Here is a 23,737-nt window from a genome sequence, read left to right on the forward strand (position 1 = left end):
TACAACGCGCCCTAGGCGTGCGCGACGAGGCAGCGACCCATCATGACGAGTTCCCGCGGGGCTTCGGGAAGTTCGTACTGCTCCGCGAGATGGCCCGCGGGGGGATGGGCGCGCTGTACCTCGCGGCGGCTGGCGAGCATGGCGGGCTCGAGAAGCTGTGCGTGGTCAAGACCTTGCTCGCCGACGCCGATGCTGATGAGGACGGCGCGCTCGGTCGCCGCTTCTTCGATGAGGCTCGTGTGGTCGTGCGCCTGAATCACGCCAACCTCGTACAGGTGTTCGATGTCGGGGCCGTGGAGGGTCAGCTCTACCTGGCGATGGAGCTGGTGGACGGGAAGGACCTGCGGGCGGTGTGGAACCGCTGCGCACAGCTGCAGCGGCGGATCCCGGTCGACATCGCGGTGTTCGTGGTCCGCGAGCTGCTCCGCGGGCTGGCGTATGTGCACGACGCGATGGGGCTCGGCTTGGTCCATCGTGACATCTCACCGCCGAACATCCTGGTCGGCTACCGCGGCGAGGTGAAGCTGACGGACTTCGGTCTGGCGAAGAGCGTGCTGCGCTCGGAGATCACGAGCCCGGGGCGGGTGCTCGGCCGCTTCAACTACCTCTCGCCGGAGCAGGCCCGGGGTCAGGCGGTCGACCGGCGCACCGACATTTATGCGGCGGGGATCGTGCTCTGGGAATTACTCACGGGGCGGCAGTTGTTCTCCGCGAGCGTGGCGAGCCACGGCGCGACGCTCGCGGCCGCCCGTGACCCGTTCGTGCGGGCGCCCTCGGAGCTGGTCCCTGAGATACCGGATGGCCTCGACTCGATCGTGTTGCGGGCCCTCGGGACCGAGCGAGAGCAGCGCTATCAGACGGCGGACCGCTTCCGTGCGAGCCTTTCGGAGATCCTCGCGCGAAATTATCCGAGCTGTGATACGGACCGGATTGGCGGGTTTATGCGCGACATCTTCGCGCGAGACCACAAATTTGAGACTCACGACTACGCGAGCTACGTTCGCGAAGATTTCTCCAGGGTCCGGGAGCAAGGTCGGGGGCAGGATGCCGTCAGCCTTTCGGACTCCATGGACATCCCACGCCGGGGCCGACGGGCAGCAAGCGAGAGCAGGATGGCGGATATCGAGGAAATGGGCCTTCTCAGCGGCCACACAGCGAAGCCCACGGCGTCGACCCGGGAGGAGGCAGAACAGCGCTGGGGTACCGTCGTCGCCGGTCGTTACCGGGTCGAGGACCTGCAGGTCTTCGACGGCATGGGCGCGCTGTATCGGGCCCGCGACACCGAGCGTGGGGTTCCGTGTGCGCTGCGCGTGCTGCCGGAGATCTATGCCCGCGAACCGGAGGTGATGGCCCGCTTCATGGCCGACGCCCAGGCGGCGCAGGAGCTCAAGCACCCGAACATCGCGCAGGTGTTCGACATCGGCAAGCTCGACGACGGGGCCGTGTACGCGGTGACCGAGCTGCTCGATGGCCAGAGCCTGGCGACGATCATCCAGGAGGAAGGTCGCATCTCGCCAGGGCGGGCCGTCCACGTGGCCAGCCAGGTGTGCCGCGCGCTGGGCACGGCGCACGAGTCGGGGATCATCCACCGCGACTTCAAGCCCAGCAACATCGTGCTGGTGGCGCAGGAGGGCGACCTCGACTTCGTGAAGGTCGTCGACTTCGGCATCTGCTCGCACGTCGACAGCGAGCCGTCGACGACCACCTCACAGCAGGAGTTGATCATCGGCTCGCCCGATTACATGGCCCCCGAGCAGGCCGCTGGCGCCGAGGCCAACCCGGCGTGTGACATCTACGCGCTCGGGGCGGTGCTGTTCGAGACGCTGAGCGGGCGTCTGCCGTACAAGGGGCGCAACGCGATCGACGTGCTGATCCAGAAGGGTGCACGCGACGCGCCCCGGGTCACGGATGTGGCGCCGGACGTGCCCGAGGGGCTCGCCGACGTGATCGCGGCCTGCCTGTCGCGGCGACCCGAGGAGCGGCCGTCGTCGATGCGGGTGCTCGAGGTTGAGCTGCTGCGGGCGCTCGACAGCAAGGCGCCGCGACCGGTGAAGAGCGCCGTCGCGGCGGCGCTGGCTGGCGCCGGGGTGCCCCGTTTGGACACGTCGGAGCGATCGGCGAACCTGCCGTTACCGCCTCCGCCGGAGAGCGCGTCGAGCTCGTCGATGCGGGCGCCGGTCAGCAACGAGGCGTCGGCCTCGGGGCCACGCACGGGCCCGGCGAGCGGCCCCAGCGGGCTGACGCCGGTGACGGCGATGCGAGAGGAGCGTCGGGAGCCATCGTCAGTGCAGCGGCCGCCTGAGCCGCTGGTCGAGCGACCGACCCAGCAGGACGTCGTCGAGCCGGTGCAGCAGAGCTCGAACGGTTGGTTGTGGCTGGTGGCCGGCGGCACGCTGATCATCGCGGCGGTGCTGCTGTACCCGCAGCTGTTCGGCGGCGGTCCGGTGCCGCCAAAGCCCGACGCCAAGGGTGGCGAGGTCGTGGTGAAGACCAGCGCCGATGTGGCCGAGCCCGATGAGCCCGACACGGTCGAGCCGGAGCCGCCGGTCCCACCACCGGCACCGACGCACGACCCGATGGTGATCGTGACCCGCGCCGAGCTCGCGCTGGGGGAGGGCCGGCTGACTGCGCCGGCGGGCAACAACCTCTCGGAGTACCTGCAGCAGCTGGCCACGCTCGACGCGGGCAACGAGGCGATCGCTCGCCTTCGCGGCAAGGCGGTCGAGGGCCTGCTGGCGAAGGGCAGCAAGGAGCTGGCCGACAAGCACGCGCACGAGGCCGCGGCCTTCCTGCGCGAGCTGTTCGTGCTGGCCCCGGACAACAAGGACGCGATCGCACCGTTCACGGAGGCCGTGCTCACCGAGAGCAGGATCTTGCGCCACATGAAGGCGTGGGACGAGATCCTGCCGCTGATCGAGGAGGTCACGAAGGTTAACCCCAAGAGCTTCGACGCGCAGATGCTCCGCGGGCAGACGCTCGCGGGCCTCGGTCGCTGGACCGACGCCGTCGAGGCCTACAAGGCCGCGACCGCGCTGCGCAAGAAGGACAAGCCCGCCAAGGCGGCGCTCGCCGAGGCGAAGAAGAAGGCGGCGGGAAAGTAGCCTGCAGCGCCGCGCGACGAGATGCTCGTCGCGGCGGCGTGGCTGCGCCGGAGCGAGCTCGGGTTGAGCTGGCTGAGCTGCGCTGGCTCAGCGGGCTCTTGCTGGCTGAGCTGGCTCGGGCTGTCCCGAGGGACAGGTCTACTCGTCGCGCTCCATCTTCTTGCGGAGGCTGAGCGGGCGCATGTCGGTCCAGACCTCCTTGATGTAATCGAGGCACTCGGCCTTCGGGCCCTGCTTGCCGGCCTCCTTCCAGCCGAGCGGCAGCTCGCGCTCGGAGGGCCAGATCGAGTACTGCTCCTCGTGGTTCACGACGACCTTGTAGATCGTGTCGTCTTCGCGGTCTTCGCTGGACATGCTGCGCTCCGATCGTTCAGGGCACGAAGCCGAGGACGAGGTAGACGAAGAGGATGCCGGTGATGGTGATCATCGCGCCGCCGAGGCCCCACTCGCGGAACCACGACTCCTCGGCGGGCGGGGAGTAGACGAGGCGCTTGAGGTCGTCGGGGAGGCCGCCGATGAAGCCGTCGCGGACCTCACCGAAGGCGCGCATCAGCGGCGAGAGCAGGTGCTTCCAGCTGGCGGGCGCGAGGGTGCGATAGAACCAGTCGCTGTCGAGGGTGATCGTCAGGGTGCGCTTGAGGACCGGGAGCAGCACGAAGAAGGCGAGGCCCGAGAACAGCAGGAGCTGCAGCTGGGAGAGGACGTGGGCGCCGGTGTAGGGGACGTAGAGCTCGACGTCGGCCGGGGCCGGGAAGGGGAGGATCGCGTAGAGCGGCTGGTACACGCCGGGGACGCCGAGCAGCACGCAGAGGGCGGCGAAGAAGATCATCGCGGCGCGCATGTTCCACGGCGGGTCGGGCGGGCGCAGGCCGGAGTCCTTCTGGAAGAAGACGAACCACGGGAACTTGATGCCGGCGTGCAGGAACACGCCGGCCGAGGCGGCGGTGAGCACGAACCAGGCCAGCGCGAGGTGCTGGTCGGCCGCGGCCTGGTTGATCATCGACTTGGTGACGAAGCCGGAGGTCAGCGGGAAGGAGGAGATGGCGAGGGCGCCGACGATGCCGCAGACCATGGTGATCGGCATCGAGTGGTAAAGGCCGCCGAGGTCGGTGCACTTGCGCTTGCCGGTCATGTACAGCACGCTGCCGGCCGACATCAGGAGGAGCGCCTTGTAGATGATGTGGGCGAAGGCGTGGGCGGCGGCGCCGTTCAGGGCCATGGCGGTGCCGATGCCGATGCCGCAGACCATGAAGCCGACCTGGTTGACGATCGAGTAGGCGAGGATCCGCCGCATGTCGTTTTCCAGGATCGCGTACACGATGCCGTAGACGGCCATAGCGAGGCCGACGTAGATGAGCAGCTCGGTGCCGGCGAACAGCAGCATCAAGACGTAGACGGCGGTCTTGGTGGTGAAGGCGGACAGGAAGACGGTGCCGCTCTCGGAGGCCTCAGGGTAGGCGTCGGCCAGCCAGGCGCCGAGCGGCGGGGCGGCGGCGTTGACGAGGACGCCGAGCAGGATGAGCCAGGCGGCGACGTCACCTGGCCCACAGGACAGGGCGTCAAAGCCGGCGGGGCCGAAGGCGAAGTGGGAGAGGGCGAGCGGGTCGGGTACGCCCTGCGACTGGAGGGCGAAGACGTGGGCGAGGATGCCGGCCATCAGGACGACGCCGCCGACGAGGTGGACCAGGGCGTAGCGCATGCCGGCGCGGGCGGAGCCCTCGGTGCCGGCGCTCCAGACGACGGCGGTGGAGCCGACGGCCATCAGCTCCCAGAACATGAAGAGGGTGAGGATGTCGCCGGCGAAGGTGACGCAGATGGCGCTGCCGGCGTAGACGAAGGCGGCGGGCAGCTCGACGCGCCAGCGCTTGCCGCGTTCGCTGGCGAGGCCGGTGATCGGGTGGGCGAAGAGGGCCCCGCCGAAGGCCATCAGCGCGAAGATGGTGGCGAAGACGCGGGTCGCGGGCTGCCAGGAGAGGACCGTCAGCTGCTGGTCCATGAAGGGCAGGGTGACGCTGAGGTCGCCCGGGAGGGCCCAGATGTAGCCGAGGGTGAGCAGCGGCAGCAGCAGGGCGACGGCCGGCGCGGCGCGGCGAAGCAGCGGGAGCAGCAGGCCGCCGAGGATGAGGATGACGCCCGGGGGCGGGAGGCCGACGGATTCAGTCATCGTAGTAGGTGTCCCTTCGCTTGAGCAGGAGGCCGACGACGAACTTGGAGACGAGGACCATGCCGGCGCACACGGCGAAGCCGTACCAGGCGTGGAACGCGAAGCCGCCGTCGACGCCGAAGTGCGGGTGGTGCTCGACGGCCGCGTCGGCGGCGACGAGCACGGCGAGCACCACGAGCGACACGACCCACAGCATGCGGATGGTGGCAGGATCTTCGAGCTTCACGGCAGCAGGCCTTTCCGGAGCTGAGTGGCGAGGTCGATGGCGAGGTCGGAGTAGAAGAAGAAGGCGATGGTCGCGGCGGCGGTGCAGCACAGCGCGAGGACCATCGGCCAGGGCGCCTCGCCGTGCTCACCGTGGTGGCCGTGGGCGTGGCTGTGGTCGTCCTCGTCGCCGAACAGGCCGTCGGTCGAGCTGGCGTGGCGGCCCGGGTTGGCGGCGCGGGGCGAGGGGCGGAAGAAGGCGCGGTAGATGATCGGGAGGAAGTAGCCGGCGTTGAGCAGGGTGCTGAGGATGATGACGCCGACGACGAAGGCGTACTCGGTCTCCCAGGCGGCGGTCAGCAGGTACCACTTGCTGATGAAGCCGGCGGTCGGCGGGAGGCCGATCATCGACAGGGCGCCGATCGTGAAGGCGCCCATGGTGAAGGGCATGCGCCGGCCGATGCCGTCGAGCTGGCTGACCTCGGTCTTGTGGGCGGCGGTGTAGATCGAGCCGGCGGCGAAGAACAGGGTGATCTTGCCGAAGGCGTGGGCGGCGATGTGGAGGGCGGCCGCCATGATCGAGATCGGCGACAGCAGGGCCGCGGCGATGATGACGTAGGACAGCTGGCTGACCGTCGAGTAGGCGAGGCGGCGCTTGAGGTTGTCCTGGAACAGGGCGATGAAGGAGGCGATCAGGATGGTCGCGCCGGCGACGTAGATGAGCCAGCTGCCCTGGTGGTACTTGATGAGCGTGAGCGGGCCGAAGGTGTAGACGATCACCTTGACGACGGTGAAGACGCCGGCCTTGACGACGGCGACCGCGTGGAGCAGGGCGCTGACCGGCGTCGGCGCGACCATGGCGGCGGGCAGCCAGCGGTGCATCGGCATCAGCGCGGCCTTGCCGATGCCGTACATGTAGAGGAGGAACAGGGTGCCGAGGACGGGCGCCGAGAGCTCGCCGGAGGCCAGGGCCTTGGTGAACACGCCGCCTGGCTTGAAGGACAGGTCGTGGGTGTAGGCGTAGGTGGCGATGATGCCGGCGAGGAGGAAGCAGACGGAGGTGACGACGAGGATGCCGAGGTAGGTCCGGGCCGAGCGCAGCGCCTCCGCGGTGCCCTTGTGGGCGACCAGCGGGTAGGTAGTGAGGGTCAGCATCTCGTAGAAGACGAACAGGGTGAACAGGTTGCCGGCGAAGGCGAGGCCCATCACGCTGCTGATGGCGAGGGCGAAGCAGACGTAGAAGCGGGTCTGGTGCCGCTCCTGGTTGCCGCGCATGTAGCCGATCGAGTAGAGCGAGTTGAGGATCCACAGGGCGCTGGCGATGAGCGCGAAGATCATGCCGAGGGGCTCGACCTTGAGCTCGAGGAAGACGTTGGGGACGACCTCGATGAGGCGCAGCGGCGGGGCCTTGGCGTAGCCGGCCCAGAAGTCGGGGGCGAGCACGCGGGGGACGATGCCGATGACCGTGTAGAACAGGGCCGCGGCGGTGCCGAGGGTGATGCCCTCGCGGAGGTTCGCCCAGCGGCCGGCGAGGGCGATGAGGAGGGCGCCGATCAGCGGGATGTAGATGGCCAGCAGCGGCGGGGAGAGGTCGAAGGTCACGGGGCACCTCCGAGCAGCGAGCGGGCGGCGGTCAGGGGGATGTAGATCGCCAGCAGCGGCGGGGAGAGGTCGAAGGTCACGGGGCACCTCCGAGCAGCGAGCGGGCGGCGGTCAGGGCGATGTGGCCGGTGAAGGTGGCGTTGATGCCGAAGTAGATGCTGGCGCCGATCAGGGTCCACATCGGGATGAGCATCATCAGCGGGGCCTCCTCGACCGGCGGGGTGCCGGGGTCGGGCTCCTGGAAGTAGGCGGCCTCGACGACGCGCCAGGTGTAGACGACGGCGAGCAGCGAGCCGATGAGGACGACGGCGGCGAGCGGCCAGCCGCCGGGGCGCTCGAGGCAGCCCTGGACCAGGTACCACTTGCTGATGAAGCCGGCGGTGAGCGGGAAGCCGATCAGGCCGAGGCCGCCGACGGTGAAGGCGGCGAGGGTCAGCGGCATCTGTTTGCCGAGGCCGCGCACGCTGCGGATGTCGCAGCGGCCGGTGCGGTAGACGACGGCGCCGAGGGCCATAAACATGCCGCCCTTCATGACGGCGTGGTTGAAGATGTGGGCGACCGAGCCGGCGATGCCGTGGAGGTTGGCGAGGGCGAAGCCGAGGACGATGTAGCCGAGCTGGCCGACGCTCGAGTAGGCCAGCATGCGCTTGAGGTTGGTCTGGCGGATCGCGGTGACGCCGGTGACGAGGATGCCGGCCGAGGCGCACAGCAGCAGGACCAGGCCGCTCGGCATCATGCCGAAGCTGAAGCCGACGCCGAAGATGGTGAAGAGGAAGCGGAAGGCCATGTACACGCCGACCTTGGTGGCGGTGGCGGCGAGCAGCGCGGACACGGCCGAGGGGGCGTAGGTGTAGGCCCGCGGCAGCCACATGTGCAGCGGGAACATGGCCATCTTCATGCCGAGGCCGGCGAGCAGGAAGGCGAAGGCGACCAGGACGGTGCGGCTCTCGAGGATGCCCGGCACGCTCATGAGGCGGTCGTGCATGTCCTGCATGTTGAGCGTGCCGGTGATCATCATCAGGTAGCCGATGCCCAGCAGGATGAAGCTGGCGCCGACGCTGCCGAGGATGAGGTACCGGAGGCTGGCCGTGAGCGCGCCGCGGTGCATGTCCTTGCCCATGGCGATCAGGGCGTAGACGGTGAGCGACGAGATCTCGAGGAGGACGTAGACGTTGAAGGCGTCGCCGGTGACGGTGATGCCGAGCAGGCCGGTGATGGCGAGGACCCAGACGGCGTAGAAGAAGTTGACGCGGTCGGCCGGTATCTCCTTCTCCACGCTGAGCTTGGCGTAGATGGTGGTGATGAAGCCGACGCCGCCGACGATGAGGAGGATGAAGGCGTTGAGGGCGTCGACGCGGTACTCGATGCCCCACTGGCGCGGCCAGTTGCCGAGCTCGTAGCTGACCATGCCGGTCTTGCTGGCGAGCACCTGCATCATCAGGCGGATGGTGAAGTAGAAGACGGTGCCGGTGAGGAAGGTGGCCCAGGCCCAGGGCTTCCAGCCGCGGCCGGTGGCGATCGTCAGGATGCCGCCGATGAGCGGGACGGTGACGATGAGGACGGGGAGGTGGGCTTGCACGTCAACCATGGTGGTGGCCCCCGTGAGCGTGTTCGAGGCCGTGGCCTTCGGCGGCGGCCTCGTCGACGGCGTCGGCGGCGGCGCCGGCGTGGAACTCGGCGAGGCGGTCGGCGATGTCCATCGCCTCGATCTCGTCGGCCTCGATGGTGCCGTAGCGGCGCTTGATGTTGATGATGAGGGCGAGGGCGACGGCCAGCACCGACACCGAGACGACGATGGCCGTCAGGATGAGGACGTGCGGGAGCGGGTTGTCGTAGGGGCCCTGGAACTTCTGGGCGCCGTCCTGCACGGTGGTCCACACCGGGGCGGTGCCGCCGTCGATGACGGCCATCGAGATGTAGTAGAGGAAGATGCCGGTCTGGAACAGGCCGAGGGCGATGGCCTGCTTGATGAGGTTCGGCTTGGCGATGACGCCGTAGAGCCCGATCATCATCAAGATGACGTAGATCCAGTAGTTGTAGATGCCGAGGACGCCGGTCATCGTGACTCTTCCTCCGCGAGCTGGTTGAAGATGTTGAGCATGACCATGCTGACGGTGATGCCGACGCCGTACTCGACGAGGGTCATGCCGAGCGCCTCGCCCTCGCCGGGGCTGACGGTGTCGAGCATCGAGTAGTCGAGGAACTTGCCGCCGAGCAGGAGGCAGGCGGCGCCGGTGCCGGAGTAGACGAGGACGCCGAGGCCGGTGAGCATGTCGATGACGGGCGGCGGGAGCACGCGGTAGAGGGCGGGGCGGCCGAAGATCAGGGCGTAGAGGATGAAGGCGCAGGCGATGACGACGCCGCCCTGGAAGCCGCCGCCGGGGCCGAGCTCGCCGTGGGTGATGACGTAGAGGCCGAACAGGAGGATGAAGGGGATCGACATCTTGCTGACGACGCGGAGGATCGTCTGGTCGAGCAGGGGGGCGGACTTCTGGGCCTGACCCTCGCGCCGCGGGCGACGCAGCAGCATGATCAGGGAGACGCCGGCGGTGAAGATGACGGTCGTCTCGAACATGGTGTCGTAGCCGCGGTAGGCCGCGAGCAGCGAGGTGACCGAGTTGGGGACGTGGCCGTTGAAGTCGTCGGGCGGGTGGAGGTGGTGGCCGGCCTCGGCGTGCTGAGGATGGCTTCCGAGGACCTCGGGGACGATGATGCCGTGCTGGGCGAGGACGGAGGTCTCGCGCCAGGCGGTGTCCTTGGGGTCGTCGGGGACGCTGGTGACCGCGCCGTTGAAGCTGCGGTAGGCCCGGGCATCGAAGCCCTCGGGCGGGGCCTGCTTGCCCTTGGTGCCGTTCACGAAGCCGACGGTCTGGGCCATCATCTCGGGGACGCGGAAGTGGTGGATCGGGGCCTTGGGGTCGCCGAAGCGCGGCATGTCGAAGGTGCCGTAGATGAGGGCGGCGCCGGTGAGGGCGGTGACGACAGCGGCCTTCCAGTGGACGCGGACCTTGAGCGGCTTCTCCTCGCGGGCGGTGTGGACGAGGGTGCCGATCAGGAGGATCGTGGAGATGCCGCCGCCGACGGCCGCCTCGGTGAAGGCGACGTCCATCGAGTGCATGTTGACCCACACGAGGGCCATCAGCAGCGAGTAGACGGAGGTCAACATCGCCGAGGTGTAGAGGTTGCGGACCTCGATGATGGCGATCGCGGTGACGGTGACGAGGAGGAGGAGGACGGTGTCGATGAGGACGACGCTGGTCACGGCTCACCTCCCGGGTCGCTCCGGGTCCAGGGGCGCAGGTCGTGGAGGTGCGCGGCCTTGGTGATCGCGTGGGTGGCGGTCGGGGCGGCGATCATGAGGATCATGCCGACCGAGACGACCTTGATGCAGGTCAGGACGTCCGGGGTGACGAAGGCCAGGCCGATGAGGATCAGGAACTGACCGAGCGAGTCGGTTTTGCCGGAGGTGTGCAGCCGGGTGTAGAAGTCCGGCATGCGGAGGAGGCCCAGCGAGCCGGTCAGCGAGACCACGCAGCCGAGCGCGAGGAGGACGGTGGTGACGATCTCGTTCCAGTGCATGGGCTAGTCCAGGCGGCCCTTTTCGGCGAATTTGAGGATCGCGACCGTGGTGATGAAGGTGATCAACGCGTAGATGATCGCCATGTCGATGAACTCGGGTCGGCCGCTGATGTAGCCGAGCAGGGTGACGAACACGATCGTCTTGGTGCCGATCGCGTTGGTGGCGAGGATGACGTCGTAGACGGTGGGACCGACGACGGCGCGGATCAGGATGATGAAGAGGCCGATCAGCAGGGCGATGGCCGTGAAGAGGTAGACCCACTGCACGCGGTTAGTCCTCCAGCGTCTTGACGTGACGCTCCATGTCACCCTCTTTGAGGCCACTCTCGGCGTCGGGCGTGAGGCAGTGGATGAGCATGCGGCGCTCCTCCACGATCACGGTCACGGTGCCGGGGGTGAGGGTGATCGAATTGGCGTAGGTGGTGGTGACGAAGGGGTGGCGGGTGCTGTAGTCGACCCAGGCCATGCGCGGGTCGATCGGCAGCGAGGGCGACCAGATCCGCTTGAACACGTCCCAGTTGGAAAGGATCACCTGCCAGGTCAGGTAGGGCAGGTAGAGGAGGGTGCGCGGGTAGAAGCGCGCGGGCACGCCCTCGTCGTCGAGCACGCCCATGCGGCGGCTGATCCACACGATGAAGGTGATGCAAAGCACGCCTGCGACGATCAGGAAGTTGTTGTGAAACTGCCCTGAGAGCAGCGCCCAAAACACGCCCAGAAGCAGGAACAAGGACAAGGCGGGCATCATCGGCAAGATGACGCTATCCGTTTGCGCCAGACGTGCCTATGGGAAAGATCGCGCTCGGCGGGTCGGTCGGGGCGCTTGATCGGCGGGCCGCGGACCTGGTCGGCACCCGGGGCATTGGTGGCATCATCCCCGGCCCATGAGTCCCGACATGCACGGATCGCTGCTGCACCTCGGCTGGCCGCTGCTGTGCGTGCGCCTCGCGGAGGGGCTGCGCTCGCCGATGGCGCTGGCCCGGCTCGAGGCGGAGCTCGAGGGCGCGAACGGGGGGCTGCTGTCCGCGGCTGAGTATGCGGGCAGTGTGGCGGGCCGCAGCGCCGACGCGGACGCTGTTTCGCTGCGGCTGCGGGAGCAGGACGGGCTCGCGGCGATGCTCGCCGTGCAGGCGACGGATGGGGGATCCCCGGGGCTCGGCGAGGCGTTGGCGCAGACGAGCGATCTCCTCGAGGTCGCGCCGAGGGCGACGCGTGGGCTGATGCTCGAGGTGAGCGAGCTGTACGCGGTGTTGCAGCAGCTGCGGGCGGCGGCGGTGTGCGTCGACCTTCACGCGGCGGCGCGTGAGGAGCGGGGCTACGCGAGCGAGCCGGGGGTCGCGGCGATCGGGCTGCGGGTCGCGGCGCTGCGGGTGCATCGCGAGTTGATGGCGACGCTCGGGCGATCGCTGGGGCCCGAGGGGCCGGACGGGGCGCCGGCGGTGGTCGACGGGGCCAGCCCGACGCTGGCGCGTGCGCGCGGGCGGGTGCGGGAGCTGCGGGTGCAGATCGCCAAGGTGGCGCAGCGGCTGATGAAGCAGCCGGGCATCGCGGAGGCGCTGCAGGACAGCTTCTACACCGAACGCGAGGGGCGGCTGGTGCTGCCGGTGCGGGCCGACGCGTTCTCGCGGCGCGGCGCGGTGGCGGGGATCATTCATGACTCGAGCGCGTCGGGGCAGACCTTGTATGTCGAACCGGCGGCGCTGATGGAGGAGAACAACGCGCTGCGCGAGGCCCAGCTGGCGGCGGCGGCCGAGGAGCGCAAGGTGCTGGAGCAGCTGAGCCGGCTGGTGCACGCGGCGGCGGGGTCGTTGCGGGACAATCAGGAGCAGCTGATCGCGATCGACGCGGTGCAGGCGCGGCTGCGGCTGGCGGAGCGCTACGCCGGGGTGGCGCCGCGGGTGGGCGAGGATGTCCCGGAGGACAGGCGAGGGGTGTTCTGGTTGCCGCAGGCGCGGCACCCCCTGATGTTGCTTGCGGGCGTGGAGGTGGTGGCCAACGAGCTGCTGCTCACGGTGGGGGCGGCGCTGGTGATCAGCGGGCCGAACGCGGGCGGGAAGACGGTGGCGCTGAAGACGTTGGGGATCTGTTGTCTGATGGCGCAGGCGGGCCTGCGGCTGCCGACGAAGGGGGCGGCCTGCGTGCCGCTGGTGCGGCGGATCGTGACGGATGTCGGGGATGACCAGTCGATCGCGGCGAACCTGAGCACCTTCTCGGCGCACATGCGGCACGTGTGCGAGGCGCTGGACTCGGCGGCGAGCGACGGGGCGGGGACGCTGGTGCTGCTCGATGAGGTGGCGGTCGGGACGGAGCCGGAGCAGGGGGCGGCGCTGGCGGAGTCGATCTTGCTCGACCTGACGCAGCACGGGGCGACGGTGGTGACGACGACGCACTACGAGCGGCTGAAGCTGCTGGCGGTGGCGCACCCGGGGCGCTTCGTGAACGCGTCGGTGGGCTTCGACCTGGCGGCGATGCGGCCGACCTTTCGCCTGCTGCTCGGGGTGCCGGGGCCGTCGAGCGCGCTGACGGTGGCGCGCCGGCTGGGGCTGCCGGAGCGGGTGCTGGTGCACGCGGCGTCGCTGCTGGACGACGAGCGCCTGCAGGTGGACGCGCTGCTGCAACAGGTGGTGAGCGAGCGCGACGCGTTGATCACGGCGCGGGCGGACGTGGAGAAGGAGCGCAGGTCGCTGGCGGATCGCGGGCGCGAGGTGGCGCGCAGGGAGGCGGCGCTGCTCGAGCAGAGCAAGAGCCGCAAGCAAAAGGCGTACGAGCAGGCCGCGGGCGAGCTGCGGGCGCTGCACGGGGAATTGACGGAGCAGCGCAAGGCGCTGCGCAAGGCGCAGAAGGGCGGCGAGCTGCCCGCGGTGGCGGCGACGGCGGAGCAGTTGACGGCGCGGGTGAGCGAGGCGCGGGCCCAGCTGGCGGAGCAGCGGGAGCCGGTGGCGCCGGTGCCGGGGCGACCGCCGAGGCAGCTGCAACCCGGCGACAGGGTGCGGCTGGCGACGCTGGGCAGCGAGGGCGAGGTGGTGTCGGTGAAGGGGGAGAAGGTGGTGGTGCAGCTCGGGACGGTGCGCACGACGGTGGCGCTGGCCGACCTGCGGGCGACGAAGGAGCCAGCGCGGGTGAAGGTGAAGTCGCAGGCGGCGGCGCCGATGAAGCAGTGGGACAGCTCGGAGGCGGCGAAGCACTTCGGGGCGGAGGCGCTGGCGGTGGTGCCGGGGATCGACAACAGCGTGGATGTCCGTGGAGAGCGGGCCGAGGACGCGCTGCGGATGATGGAGCTGATGCTCGACGAGGCGATGCGTCGCGATCGTGAGGTCGTGGTGATCATCCACGGGCACGGATCGGGGGCGCTGAAGAAGGCGGTGCGCGAGCAGCTCGCGGCGCTGGCCTTCGTCCGCAAGTCGCGGCCAGGGCTGCCGGTGGAGGGCGGCGAGGGGGTGACGGTGGCGTGGCTCGGGCTGTGACGGGGTGACGGTGGCGCGCGGGCGGAGGTAGGATGGGACATGTCCCGAGGTTCAGGATGGGCGGCGCTGGTGGTGCTGACGCTGGCGAGCCCGGTGGTGGCTGCTCCGCCGCTGCTGCCAGGGGACGCGACCGGGGAGGGTCGCTCGCTGCTGCGGGACGTCGATCGCACGCGCACCAACGTGGCCGGGGAGGCGGACGCGGCGGCGGTGGTGGCCAATCCCGCGAACATGGGCTTCTTGAAGGCGATCGGCGGGGTGATCGAGGGGTCGTGGACGCGGGCGACGGCGCAGCGGCGCGGCAGCGGGGTCGGGGCCTTCGTGGCGCTGCCGCTGTCGCTCAAGCTGTTCGGGCGCAGCGTGGCGGAGAGTTTCTTGGCGCTCGGGATCGGGTACCAGCACCTGCGGCCGACCAGCGTGTGGTTCCCGCAGGGGCAGGTCGCGGCCTACGAGCTCGGCGGGCGGACTGCGGCGGATCTGCCGTATCACAAGGTGTCGCTGTCGGCGGCGCTGCCGTTGATGCGCTGGGCGCCGGGGCTGGCGCTCGGGCTGTCGTACAGTCGCTTGTGGTCGGCGCGTAACCTGGCGGCGGACGACCTGAACCAGGTCGATCTGGCGATCGGGTATCGGCCGCATCGGGTGGTCGCGGTGGGGCTGGTGGCGCGGGCGATCAACATGCCGCGGGCGCACGGGGACGCGACGATCGTGCCGTCGCTGCCGGCGGTGGTCCAGCCCTTCGAGCTCGACCCGGAGCTGGCGCTGCGACCGATCCGCGGGACGCGGGCGCTCGAGCTGGCGGTGGGGGCGAGGATCGTGCCAGTGCAGCCGGTGCTGGACCCGCGTTACGCGTTGCCGGTGCTCTCGCCGCGGGTGCGCGTGGAGGCGGGCGGGCGCGGGGTCCGGGTGTTCGCGGAGGGCGAGCGCTACGCGAGCGCGACGGCGTCGGGGTCCGCCGCGGGGCTGCGCTTCATGACGGGGGTGGAGTTCGACCTGGCGAATGTCGGGCTGGCGGTGGCGCCTTCGTTCGGCAGCGGTGGTGGCGGGGCGGCGGGGGTGCAGGGCTTCGCGGGCAAGCTGCGGGTGTCGGCGGAGCGCTATGCGAGCCTGGCCGATCGGACAGGTGAGGCGCTGCGGGTGGACGTCGGCGCGTACGCGGGGGACCGCGGGATGTTCCGCCTGGTCGAGCTCATCGATCGCCTGGGCGAGCAGCACGGGGCGCTGCTGCTGCTCGAGGTCGAGACGCTGCGCCTGGGCTACGCGCAGATCGAGGAGGTGCGCGAGGCGCTGCTGCGGCTGCGGGCGCGCGGCGGGCGGGTCGCGGTGTATCTGCGCGGCGGGGGGATCCGCGAGTACTTCCTGGCGAGCGCGGCGGAGCGGATCTTCAGCCACCCGAACTCGCGGCTGTCGATCGTCGGGCTGCGGGTGGAGGTGTTCTTCTTCGCCGATCTGCTGGCGAAGCTGGGGGCGCGGGCGGAGTTCGTGCGGGTGGCGGAGTACAAGTCGCGGCCGGAGCAGTTCGAGCTGCGCAGCAGCAGCGAGCCGTCGGCGACGCAGCGGCAGCTGCTGGTGACGGACACGTGGAATCACCTCGTACGCCTGATCGGGCGCGGACGCGGGAAGACGGAGAAGCAGGTGGCGGACTGGGTCGACGCGGCGCCGCACGCCCCGGAGGGGGCGCTCGGGGTGGGGCTGGTCGACGAGCTGGCGTACGTCGACGAGCTCGAGGCGAGGCTCGGGAGCTGGCTCGGGCGGCGGGTGAAGCTGAAGGCGCCGGGCAAGCGACCGGCGCACGCGGAGGCGTACGGGCCGGGGCCGCAGGTGGCGGTGCTGCACATCGAGGGGACGATGAGCGACGGGGTGAGCCTCGAGATCCCGATCGTCGGCAGCAAGCTCGCGGGGAGCGAGACGCTGGTGAAGCAGATCGACGCGCTGCGGGAGGATCGCCGGGTGAAGGCGGTGGTCGTGCGCATCGACAGCCCGGGCGGGTCAGTGGCGGCGGCCGACGCGATGACGCGGGCGCTCGAGCGGACCGCGAAGGTGAAGCCGGTCGTGATCTCGATGGGCAACGTGGCGGCGTCGGGCGGCTACTACGTGGCGACGGCGGGGCAGTACATCTTCAGCGACGCGCTGACGCGGACGGGGAGCATCGGGATCTTTCGGCCGAAGGTCGACCTGTCGGGCACGCTGAAGCTGTTCGGCGTCGGTGTCGATGAGATCAGCGTGGGGGCGAAGGCGGGGCTGTACTCGTGGTGGAAGCCGTACACGCCGGAGGAGCGCGCGGCGGCCCAGAGCGGCATCGAGGCGCAGTACCAGATCTTCGTGCAGCGGGTCGCGCGGGCGCGGGCGATGGCGCCGGCGGAGGTCGACCGTGTGGCGCGCGGGCGGATCTGGAGCGGGGTGCGGGCGCAGGAGATCGGCCTCGTCGACGCGTACGGCGGCCTGCGCGAGGCGGTTTTGCACGCGCGGGCGCTGGCCAAGCTGGGGCCGACGGACGGCGAGCTGCGGCACTATCCGCGGCCGCCGAATCTGGTGGAGCAGATCGACGCGCTGTTCGGGCTGCGCCTGCCGTCGCCCCTGGGGCTGCGTGGCGGGTCCGTGGCTGGGGCGGAGCTCGTCGACGGCGCGCTGCTCTGGGTGCTGCGGCGTTTACCCGCGACCGTGTGGTGGATGTCGGGACCGGAGCCGCTGGCGATGGCGGAGGAGGTCGTCACCCTGGAGTAAGCGACCCCCGCGCCTCGTTTTTCGGTACCCTCCAGCCACGCGGAGGTTTTCATGGCGCTCACGCCCGAACAGGAGTGGACCTTGGTGGGATGCGGGCTCGTGGCCCATGCCGATGAGATCCTCGATATCGGCGAGTGGGACGAGGTGCTCCGCTACGTCGGGTCGACCCTGAGCGAGGCGGACCAGCAGGTGTGGATGGAGATTCTCTCCGACCAGGATCAGCTGGAGCAGCGCTTCGGTGAGCTCAGGCCGCTGCCGGAGGGGAGCGGCGAGGAGTTGCTGCGGCGCTGCTGGCAGATGGCGCTGGCGGACGGGGTCGGGACGGACATCGAGGCGAGCGTGCACGACCGCATCGCCCGGCGAGTCGGCGTGGACCTCGATGTGGTGGCGCGCTGGCGTGAGACCTGGACCCGGCAGGCGCACGCGCGCGCGGAGCTCACCGTGAGCCTGGCGGCGATGTTCGTGAACCTCGACGGGCACCTCGATTTTCACGAGGCGATTCACTTCGACAACCTGCTCGAGCGGCTGCCGATCCCGGTCGGGCGGCGGGTCGAGCTGTCGGAGCTGCTGCACTCGCCGCCGACCTTCGAGGCGCTGGTCGAGCGGCTGATGACGCTCGACACGGCCGAGCGCGTGCGCGCGCTGCACTCGCTGGTGCCGCTGCTGCGGGCGAGCCGGCGCGGCGGCCGGGAGCGTGAGCTGTTCTTCTCGCTGTCGCGCAAGGTGCTGGGGAGCCAGCCCGGGGAGGTCGAGCGGCTGCTCGACCCCGACGCGGGCAACCAGTGATGTCGGCGACGGCCGGTGAGGCCGGTGAGGCCGGCGAGGCCGGCGAGGCCGGCGAGGCCGGTGATCAGGGACAGTCGGTGTCGACGTCGCGCTTGAAGGAGCGGCCGGTGGCGAACACCATGAGGCGCTGGTAGGCGGCGTAGGGGCCGTAGGCGTAGAGGTTGCCGCCGTTGATGAGGGTGGCGCCTGCTGGCTGCGGGCAGCCGTTGAGGCAGGTCCAGTTGCCGTTCTCGAAGATGGTGGGCCCGCCGATCGGGGGGTCGGCGGCCCAGAAGACCTGGTCGTGGACGACGATGCCGGTGCTCTCGGGGTTGATGCCGGGCTCGATGTCGAGGGTGCTGATGAAGCGGTCGCGGACGATGACCTTGGCGAACTGCTCGCCCATCGGGACGGCGGTCAGCTCGGCCTCGCCGCTCCACTTGCCGGCGATGTAGATGCCCTGGCTCTGCTCCTGCAGCTGGGCGCGGCCGGTGTACAGATCGGTGGTGAGGTGGTCGGGGCCGGCGAGGCCGAGGTTGGGGCCGAGCAGGGCGTAGGTCATGCGCAGGCGGAAGGGCGCGGGGAACTCCTCGCCGAGCACGCCGAGGGTGTCCCACGGGAGCTGGCGCTCCCAGGTGTCGACGTGCATGACGAGCTGGCCGGGCTCGACCCAGAGGAAGCCCGTGGCGAGGGTGTCGACGCTGCAGTCGGCGGAGGTCTCGCGCCAGGTGAAATTGCCGTTGTCGTCGATGGTGAGGATCGAGTCGCCGGTGGTGTTGTCGGGGGCCCACTGGAGGCTCCAGGTGCCGATGAGGTCGACCTCCTGTACGCCGAAGATCTCGTCGCCAAAGGCGCCTGCCGGGGGGAAGGCGTCGACGTCGCCGGTGGTGCCGGTGCCGGTGTCGGTGTCGGTGCCCGTGCCCGTGTCCGTGCCCGTGCCGGTGTCGGTGCCGGTGCCGGTGCCGGTGCCGGTGCCGGTGTCGGTGTCGGTGCCCGTGGTGCTGGTGCTCAGCGTGGTGTCGGTGTCGATCGACGTGCTGCTGCTCGTGCTGGTGGTCGTGTCGGTGTAGCCGGTGGTCGGGTAGTAGCCCTCGTCGTAGCCGGTGTCATAGCCGGTGTCGGGGAAGGGGCCCTCGTCGGTGTAGCCGGTGGTCGGGTAGTAGCCCTCGTCCGTGTAGCAGTCGTAGTCGCTGCAATAGGGGCCCTCTTCGCTGTAGGGGCCGGTGTCGCTGTAGGTGTCCGTGCCGCAGAACTCGGCGCAGCCGTCGTCGTCGGCGATCTCGCCGTCGATGCAGCCGCTGGTGGTGAAGCTGAGGCCGACGAAGCCGGCGGCGATGCTGCGGGCGCGAGTGATGCGATAAGCCATGACGAGACCTCCAGACCAACACGGCGATACGCCGTCGGTCGATGATGTTCGCGGGCGGGCGGCCGCGTCAAGGTCCGGCGTCGCGCGCGGGGGTTGCGGTCTGCGGGGCCGCGTAGGGGAAGATGTCCGAAGCGCGCAGCTCGACCAGCTCGGCCTGCAGCAGCTGGCGCAGCGCGGCGAGGTCGATGCGCCGACGATCGGCGAGCACGCTGACGATCGCGGGGGCGGTGAAGTGGTGCTGCAAAGCTTGCAGCTGCGGTGCGGCGAGCGACTGCAGGGTTGCGAGCTCCCAGGCACGCGGGTCGCCGGTCTCGCCGCGCTCGGCCCATACTTGGACCCAGTCGGGCACGCGTCGCGGGGGGATGCGGGTGGCGACCATCTCGCGGGTGAGGGCGACGCGGGCCGCGGCGATGCGATCGTCGCCGGGATCGGGGGCACGCAGGATCTCGAGCAGGAGCGTGAGGGCCTCGCGGCTCTTGTCGGCCTGGGTGCCGAGGCGGCCGAGCAGGGCGGCGCCGTCGATGTCGCGGGCGCCGGCGATGAGCAGGCCGGAGGCGCTGTAGGCGAGGCCGCGGGCCTCGCGGATCTGCTGGAACACGAGGCCGCTCATGTCGCCGCCCAAGATCTGGTTGAGCAGGCGCGCCGCGGGGCGATCGCTGCGGGGCAGCGGCGGGCTGGCCAGGGCGACCTCGATCTGGGCCTGGGCCATGTCGCGGTGGAGGAAGAAAATTGTCGGGGTCGCGAGTGGACGCAGGGCTCGGGGCGGTCGCGGGGCGACGGGCTTGCCGGCGCTCGCGGGCAGGGCGGTCACCAACGCGTCGGCGATGCGGGGGCCGAAGTAGAGGTGATGACGCGAGCTGTCCGCGAGGACAGCCAGCTCGCGGGCGAGCTCGGGGCCGCGGGCCTGGCGGAGCTGGCGGTCGCCCGGGCGGGTGAGGATGTCGCTGGCGGGGCCGCGGCGGGCGTACTCGGCGAGGGCCTCGGCGAGCGCCTCGGGGTCGTCCTGCTCGTCGCGGCGGAGGCTGAGGGTGTTGGCGAGGAGGTCGCGGACGGTGTCGTCGTCGAAGCCGGGGCGGCGCAGCCAGGTGTCGAGGAGGGCGAGGCTCTGCTCGAGGTGCTCGTCGACGCCGGTGACGAAGATGCGGGTCTGGTCGGCGCCGCAGTCGGTGTCGATGGTGGTGCCGAGCTGGAACAGGCGGCGCTGGAGCGCCTCGGCGTCGAGGTCACCGGCGCCGGAGAGGGCGAGGAGGTCGAGGGCGTGGCCGAGGAGCGGGCGCTGGCGGGTGCCGAGCTCGAAGCGGAGGGTGAGGGAAAACAGGTCGCTGCGGCGGTTCTGGGCAGCGATCAGGGGGCCGGCGGGGGTGCTGCGGCGGGTGTAGTCGCGGCCTTCTTGCAGCCACACGGGGTCGGGGTCGGGGGCGGCCTCGGCGAGCAGCTCGGCGGCGAAGCGGCTGATGCGGGCGGGGTCGATCGGCACCGGGGTGATGACCGGCTTGGGCATCTTCGGCGGGTCGTGGCGGCCGCGCTTGCGCACGATCGCTACGTGGTCGGCGCCGAGGTAGGTGGCGGCGACGCGGAGGATGTCGCCGTGGGTGACGCGGGCCATGGCGGCGACGAAGCGGACGTGCTCGGGCCAGCTGCGGCGCTCGAGGTAGGCGTCGGCGATCCAGCTGACGCGGCCGTTGTTGGACTCGCGGGCCATCTGCTCGCGGATCTGCTCGTGGAGGACGATCGCGTCGATGTCGGCCTGGGTGAAGGCGCCGGCCTTGAGGTCGGTGATGACGGAGCGCAGGAGGCGTTCGACCTCGGCGTGGCTCTGGTCGTCGCGGGCGACGCCGGTGAGCGCGAAGTAGCCGCCGTCGACCAGCTGCTCGCCGTGGCCGTCGGCGTCGGGCAGCTCGCCCGAGAGCAGGAGGCGGACGTTGAGCAGGCCGCTGACGTCGTTGTCGACGAGCTCGGCGAGCACGGCGAGCGCGGGCTCGTCGGGGTGGCCGGCGGGGACGGTGCGCCAGGCGAGGGTGACCGACTGCTCGCCCTCGGCGGTGATGATGCGCTCGATGCGACCGACGGGGCCGTCGAGGGCGCCGGGCGGGGGTGGTGGGAGCTGTCCCGGAGACCATGTCGCAAAGGCCAGCTCGAGGGCGGCGAGGGCGGCGGTGGGGTCGAGGTCGCCGGCGAGGATCAGGGCGGCGTTGTTGGGGAGGTACCAGCGTCGGTGGTAGGCGACCATCTCGGCGAGGGCGGGGTTACGCAGGTGCTCGGCGTCGCCGAGGATCGTCTGGGTGCCATAGGGGTGGCGCGGGAACAGGGCCAGGCGCAGGGCCTCGTCCATGCGGTCCTCGGGGGTGTCGAGGCTGATGTTCTTCTCCTCGTAGACGGCCTCGAGCTCGGGGAGGAACAGGCGGAAGGTGGGCGCGGCGAGGCGCTCGGCCTCGACGCGGGCCCACGCGGCGAGGCGCGCGGCCGGGAGGTCGGCCATGTAGACGGTGGTGTCGTCGGTCGTGAAGGCGTTGACGTCGAGGATGCCGAGGCCGGCGTAGAGGCGGTCGAGCTCGTTGGGGATCGCGGTGACGGCCGCGGACTGCGTGGCGGCGTCGATGTCGGCGAGGATCGCGGCGCGCTCGCCGGGCGTGGAGCGCGGGAGCCGATCGTAGAGGGCGGCGGTGCGGGCGAGGTGCGGCCGCTCGGCGTCGGCGTCGAGGGTGCCGAGCCTGGCGGTGCCCTTGAACATCATGTGCTCGAGGTAGTGGGCGAGGCCGGTCGAGTGGGCGGGGTCGTGGCGGCTGCCGGCTCGAATCGCGATCCAGGCGGAGATCCGGGGCTGCTCGCGGTCGACGCTGAGGTAGACGGTGAGGCCGTTGGACAGGCGGTGGATCGTGACGGCGAGAGGGTCGTCGGGGAGCGGGGTGGGGAGGGGGCGGGGCGTCGGGGGCGTAGGCGATCGCGGTGGGGCCGCCGGTGCGGGGGCGACGGGGGGGCGAGGAGGGAGGTGGCGGTGCTTTCGGTCATGTCGCTGGGACGAGGGGCGCAGGCCAGGAGGGCCGCGAGGCAGAGCAGGAGGCGGGTGCGGCTCACGCCGGCGGGGTTCCTGGGTCGGGGAGGTATTCGTAGGTGCGCTCGATTGCGCGGAGGAGGGCGTCGCAGGCGAGGAGCGTGTTGACGGCGGCTGCGAGCGACGTGTTTGCGGCGACGACATCAGCTGTCGGATAGCCCTCGAGGAGGGTGTCGTTGTGACGCTTGCCGAGGCAGAGAGCTGATCGGAGGGTGGGCCTCGTCGTCGAGCAGCGAACGGTCCGCACGCCAGGCTGCGAGCAGCTCGGGGCACCGACAGTCTGCAGTATGTCGGCATAACTGCAGAGCCCGGTCGGTGTTCTGGTAGAGCCATGCCTCGAGTTCCCAGTAGGGGACAAGCGTGAAATAGCGGGTCATGAGGCCATCGATCTCCGCGTCAGGTACGCCCTTCAGGGCGAGGCGAACGCGGACGTGGTCGAGGATCTCGTCACTCACCACAGACCTCGGTTGATCAGGATGTCGCCGATGCTCTCGATGTCGGCCTCATAGCCGCGGTAGAACCTCTCGGCGTCGTCGCGGGGCATGTTCTGCCAGACGAGCTGCTCGGCGCCGTCGACGAGCTCGGACTTGCAGTTGATGAAGCAGGACTGGACCTGCTCGATCGAGTCGAACTCGACGTACTCGAAGAGGAGAGGATTCTGGCTGGTGAGGAAGGCTTGGCGGTCGCCGATCGCTTCCATGCAGGCGGCGATCCAGCGGTGGTGGAGGCCGTTGACGAGCTCGTCGGCGATGACGAAATGTTCGGCCGTGGCAAGATAGTAATAGAAGGCCAGGAGACGTTTTTGGCCGTAGCTGAGGAGATCCTGATCGATCGTATCGCCGTTGTGGCGCGTGAAGGTGAATGCGGAGCCTTGAACCTCGTAGCTCCGTGATCCCCCTGATGGCGGGACCTTGCTCTGCCGTATCAGGGGTGCCCAGGTCGCGCTTCGGAATCCGATAAGAGCTGCCACGTCGCCGAGAAACTTCAGACCAGGGCGGTTGACCGATGCATCTGGTTCGGGCGTGACCCAGAGTTCACCCGCGGGGCTCTTGTGTGCGAGTGGCACCAGCGGGGCGGTATCCAGGGGAAAGAACGTGCTCCGGCGAGGGGTGATGTGCTCACCCGTTTGCACGATATCCACCTTGGCGATCGCCGGTGCGCCCGCATTCTGGGACACGGGAGCACGCCCGGTCATGGCCAGATAGGCGTCCAGCGATTCGTCAAAGCGCGACAGATCGGGGAGGAGCAGGCGCGGGGGAGCTGCGTGAAAGGGGGAGGCCCGGTCAACAAAATTGGGGAACAGAAAGCCGACGCGAAAAGGTGATGCCGACGGTAGCAAGTGAGACTTGCTGCCATCGAACACCGTCGTCTCGGATGGTGTGCCTGTAATCGTGCACTTGGCAGTCACGTCGTGGCGCGCGAGCCTAACGTCATACTTGAACGCAGGTTCTTGGGGCCCGCGAGAGTCATCGCCGGCGGCTAAGTTGCTGATGCGGAAGGTCGCCAGGAACGGATCGGCGTCGAGCGTGTATTCAATGTCGAATACTTCGCTCTTGAGGGGTGAAAGGTCGTTGCTGGCGACGCAGCTGATCAGGCCAAGCAGCGTCGTCTTCCCCGACCCGTTCTGGCCGAGCACCAAATTAATCCCGTCGTCGAAGCGCAGCTCCGTGCCGGGGCGGACGTTCCTGTACTGGTGGATCTTGAGGTGTTTGAGCTTCACGCCGG

18 protein-coding genes are annotated in these 23,737 nt (G+C 69.9%); 4 read left to right on the plus strand and 14 right to left on the minus strand.

Annotated elements, in window-relative coordinates; translation table 11 throughout:
* Positions 1–17 precede the first annotated feature (17 nt).
* The gene (locus IPJ59_RS15575; protein ID WP_293272321.1) at positions 18–3,101 is read left to right on the plus strand and encodes a serine/threonine-protein kinase; all 3,084 of its coding nucleotides are present in this window, start codon (positions 18–20) and stop codon (positions 3,099–3,101) included.
* Between the two features lie 138 nt (positions 3,102–3,239).
* On the opposite strand, the gene IPJ59_RS15580 is transcribed toward IPJ59_RS15575, so the two are convergent.
* From IPJ59_RS15580 to IPJ59_RS15625, 10 genes are all read right to left on the minus strand, one after another.
* Positions 3,240–3,455: an MbtH family protein gene (locus IPJ59_RS15580; protein WP_293252050.1), complete on the minus strand. Its 216-nt coding sequence runs from the start codon at positions 3,453–3,455 to the stop codon at positions 3,240–3,242.
* 16 nt (positions 3,456–3,471) lie between these two features.
* Entirely contained in the window at positions 3,472–5,265 is a 1,794-nt protein-coding gene (locus tag IPJ59_RS15585; protein WP_293272322.1) for a Na(+)/H(+) antiporter subunit D, read from the minus strand.
* Positions 5,258–5,491 (minus strand): hypothetical protein, encoded by a 234-nt coding sequence (locus tag IPJ59_RS15590; protein ID WP_293252054.1) that lies wholly within the window; start codon positions 5,489–5,491, stop codon positions 5,258–5,260. The genes IPJ59_RS15585 and IPJ59_RS15590 overlap by 8 nt, the downstream gene beginning before the upstream one ends.
* Positions 5,488–7,071, minus strand: a complete 1,584-nt coding sequence (locus IPJ59_RS15595; protein ID WP_293272323.1) for a monovalent cation/H+ antiporter subunit D family protein — start codon at positions 7,069–7,071, stop codon at positions 5,488–5,490. Before IPJ59_RS15595 ends, IPJ59_RS15590 begins: the two co-directional genes overlap by 4 nt.
* A gap of 76 nt (positions 7,072–7,147) precedes the next feature.
* Entirely contained in the window at positions 7,148–8,659 is a 1,512-nt protein-coding gene (locus IPJ59_RS15600; protein ID WP_293272324.1) for a monovalent cation/H+ antiporter subunit D family protein, read from the minus strand.
* Positions 8,652–9,131, minus strand: coding sequence for a cation:proton antiporter subunit C (locus IPJ59_RS15605; RefSeq protein WP_293252060.1), 480 nt, complete (start codon positions 9,129–9,131; stop codon positions 8,652–8,654). Before IPJ59_RS15605 ends, IPJ59_RS15600 begins: the two co-directional genes overlap by 8 nt.
* Complete coding sequence (locus IPJ59_RS15610; protein WP_293272325.1) at positions 9,128–10,333, minus strand: Na(+)/H(+) antiporter subunit B; 1,206 nt, start codon at positions 10,331–10,333, stop codon at positions 9,128–9,130. Before IPJ59_RS15610 ends, IPJ59_RS15605 begins: the two co-directional genes overlap by 4 nt.
* A complete protein-coding gene (mnhG, locus tag IPJ59_RS15615) occupies positions 10,330–10,650 on the minus strand; it encodes a monovalent cation/H(+) antiporter subunit G (protein WP_293252064.1) in 321 nt (106 codons plus the stop codon). Before mnhG ends, IPJ59_RS15610 begins: the two co-directional genes overlap by 4 nt.
* 3 nt (positions 10,651–10,653) lie before the next feature.
* Positions 10,654–10,917 carry an MrpF/PhaF family protein gene (locus IPJ59_RS15620; protein WP_293272326.1) on the minus strand — a complete coding sequence of 88 codons (264 nt, stop codon included), beginning with the start codon at positions 10,915–10,917 and terminating at the stop codon, positions 10,654–10,656.
* A 4-nt stretch (positions 10,918–10,921) separates the two neighbouring features.
* Positions 10,922–11,377, minus strand: a complete 456-nt coding sequence (locus IPJ59_RS15625) for a Na+/H+ antiporter subunit E (RefSeq protein WP_293272327.1) — start codon at positions 11,375–11,377, stop codon at positions 10,922–10,924.
* A 154-nt stretch (positions 11,378–11,531) separates the two neighbouring features.
* On the opposite strand from IPJ59_RS15625, the gene IPJ59_RS15630 reads away from it, so the two are divergent.
* Genes IPJ59_RS15630 through IPJ59_RS15640 form a run of 3 tightly spaced genes read left to right on the plus strand, consistent with a single transcriptional unit; the run spans position 11,532 to position 17,615 of the window.
* Positions 11,532–14,111 (plus strand): endonuclease MutS2, encoded by a 2,580-nt coding sequence (locus IPJ59_RS15630; protein ID WP_293272328.1) that lies wholly within the window; start codon positions 11,532–11,534, stop codon positions 14,109–14,111.
* A 39-nt stretch (positions 14,112–14,150) separates the two neighbouring features.
* Positions 14,151–16,829 carry a signal peptide peptidase SppA gene (sppA, locus tag IPJ59_RS15635; RefSeq protein ID WP_293272329.1) on the plus strand — a complete coding sequence of 893 codons (2,679 nt, stop codon included), beginning with the start codon at positions 14,151–14,153 and terminating at the stop codon, positions 16,827–16,829.
* Positions 16,830–16,880: 51 nt separating this feature from the next.
* Entirely contained in the window at positions 16,881–17,615 is a 735-nt protein-coding gene (locus IPJ59_RS15640; protein WP_293272330.1) for a hypothetical protein, read from the plus strand.
* A 64-nt stretch (positions 17,616–17,679) separates the two neighbouring features.
* On the opposite strand, the gene IPJ59_RS15645 is transcribed toward IPJ59_RS15640, so the two are convergent.
* From IPJ59_RS15645 to IPJ59_RS15660, 4 genes are all read right to left on the minus strand, one after another.
* Positions 17,680–18,960 (minus strand): hypothetical protein, encoded by a 1,281-nt coding sequence (locus IPJ59_RS15645; RefSeq protein WP_293272331.1) that lies wholly within the window; start codon positions 18,958–18,960, stop codon positions 17,680–17,682.
* A 67-nt stretch (positions 18,961–19,027) separates the two neighbouring features.
* A complete protein-coding gene (locus IPJ59_RS38695; RefSeq protein WP_293272462.1) occupies positions 19,028–22,012 on the minus strand; it encodes a M16 family metallopeptidase in 2,985 nt (994 codons plus the stop codon).
* Positions 22,013–22,031: 19 nt separating this feature from the next.
* The gene (locus IPJ59_RS15655) at positions 22,032–22,259 is read right to left on the minus strand and encodes a hypothetical protein (RefSeq protein ID WP_293272466.1); all 228 of its coding nucleotides are present in this window, start codon (positions 22,257–22,259) and stop codon (positions 22,032–22,034) included.
* Positions 22,260–22,463: 204 nt separating this feature from the next.
* A complete protein-coding gene (locus IPJ59_RS15660; protein ID WP_293272332.1) occupies positions 22,464–23,732 on the minus strand; it encodes an AAA family ATPase in 1,269 nt (422 codons plus the stop codon).
* Between the last annotated feature and the right edge of the window lie 5 nt (positions 23,733–23,737).

Source organism: Nannocystis sp., assembly GCF_016714285.1.
GTDB lineage: Bacteria > Myxococcota_A > Polyangia > Nannocystales > Nannocystaceae > Nannocystis.

Bases quoted from the DNA above. Each gene is read 5' to 3' on its own strand.
- sppA (WP_293272329.1), top strand. From the start codon at position 14,151: ATGTCCCGAGGTTCAGGATGGGCGGCGCTGGTGGTGCTGACGCTGGCG.
- IPJ59_RS15640 (WP_293272330.1), top strand. From the start codon at position 16,881: ATGGCGCTCACGCCCGAACAGGAGTGGACCTTGGTGGGATGCGGGCTC.
- IPJ59_RS15580 (WP_293252050.1), bottom strand. From the start codon at position 3,455: ATGTCCAGCGAAGACCGCGAAGACGACACGATCTACAAGGTCGTCGTG.
- IPJ59_RS15605 (WP_293252060.1), bottom strand. From the start codon at position 9,131: ATGACCGGCGTCCTCGGCATCTACAACTACTGGATCTACGTCATCTTG.
- IPJ59_RS15585 (WP_293272322.1), bottom strand. From the start codon at position 5,265: ATGACTGAATCCGTCGGCCTCCCGCCCCCGGGCGTCATCCTCATCCTC.
- mnhG (WP_293252064.1), bottom strand. From the start codon at position 10,650: ATGCACTGGAACGAGATCGTCACCACCGTCCTCCTCGCGCTCGGCTGC.
- IPJ59_RS15645 (WP_293272331.1), bottom strand. From the start codon at position 18,960: ATGGCTTATCGCATCACTCGCGCCCGCAGCATCGCCGCCGGCTTCGTC.
- IPJ59_RS15600 (WP_293272324.1), bottom strand. From the start codon at position 8,659: ATGGTTGACGTGCAAGCCCACCTCCCCGTCCTCATCGTCACCGTCCCG.
- IPJ59_RS15630 (WP_293272328.1), top strand. From the start codon at position 11,532: ATGAGTCCCGACATGCACGGATCGCTGCTGCACCTCGGCTGGCCGCTG.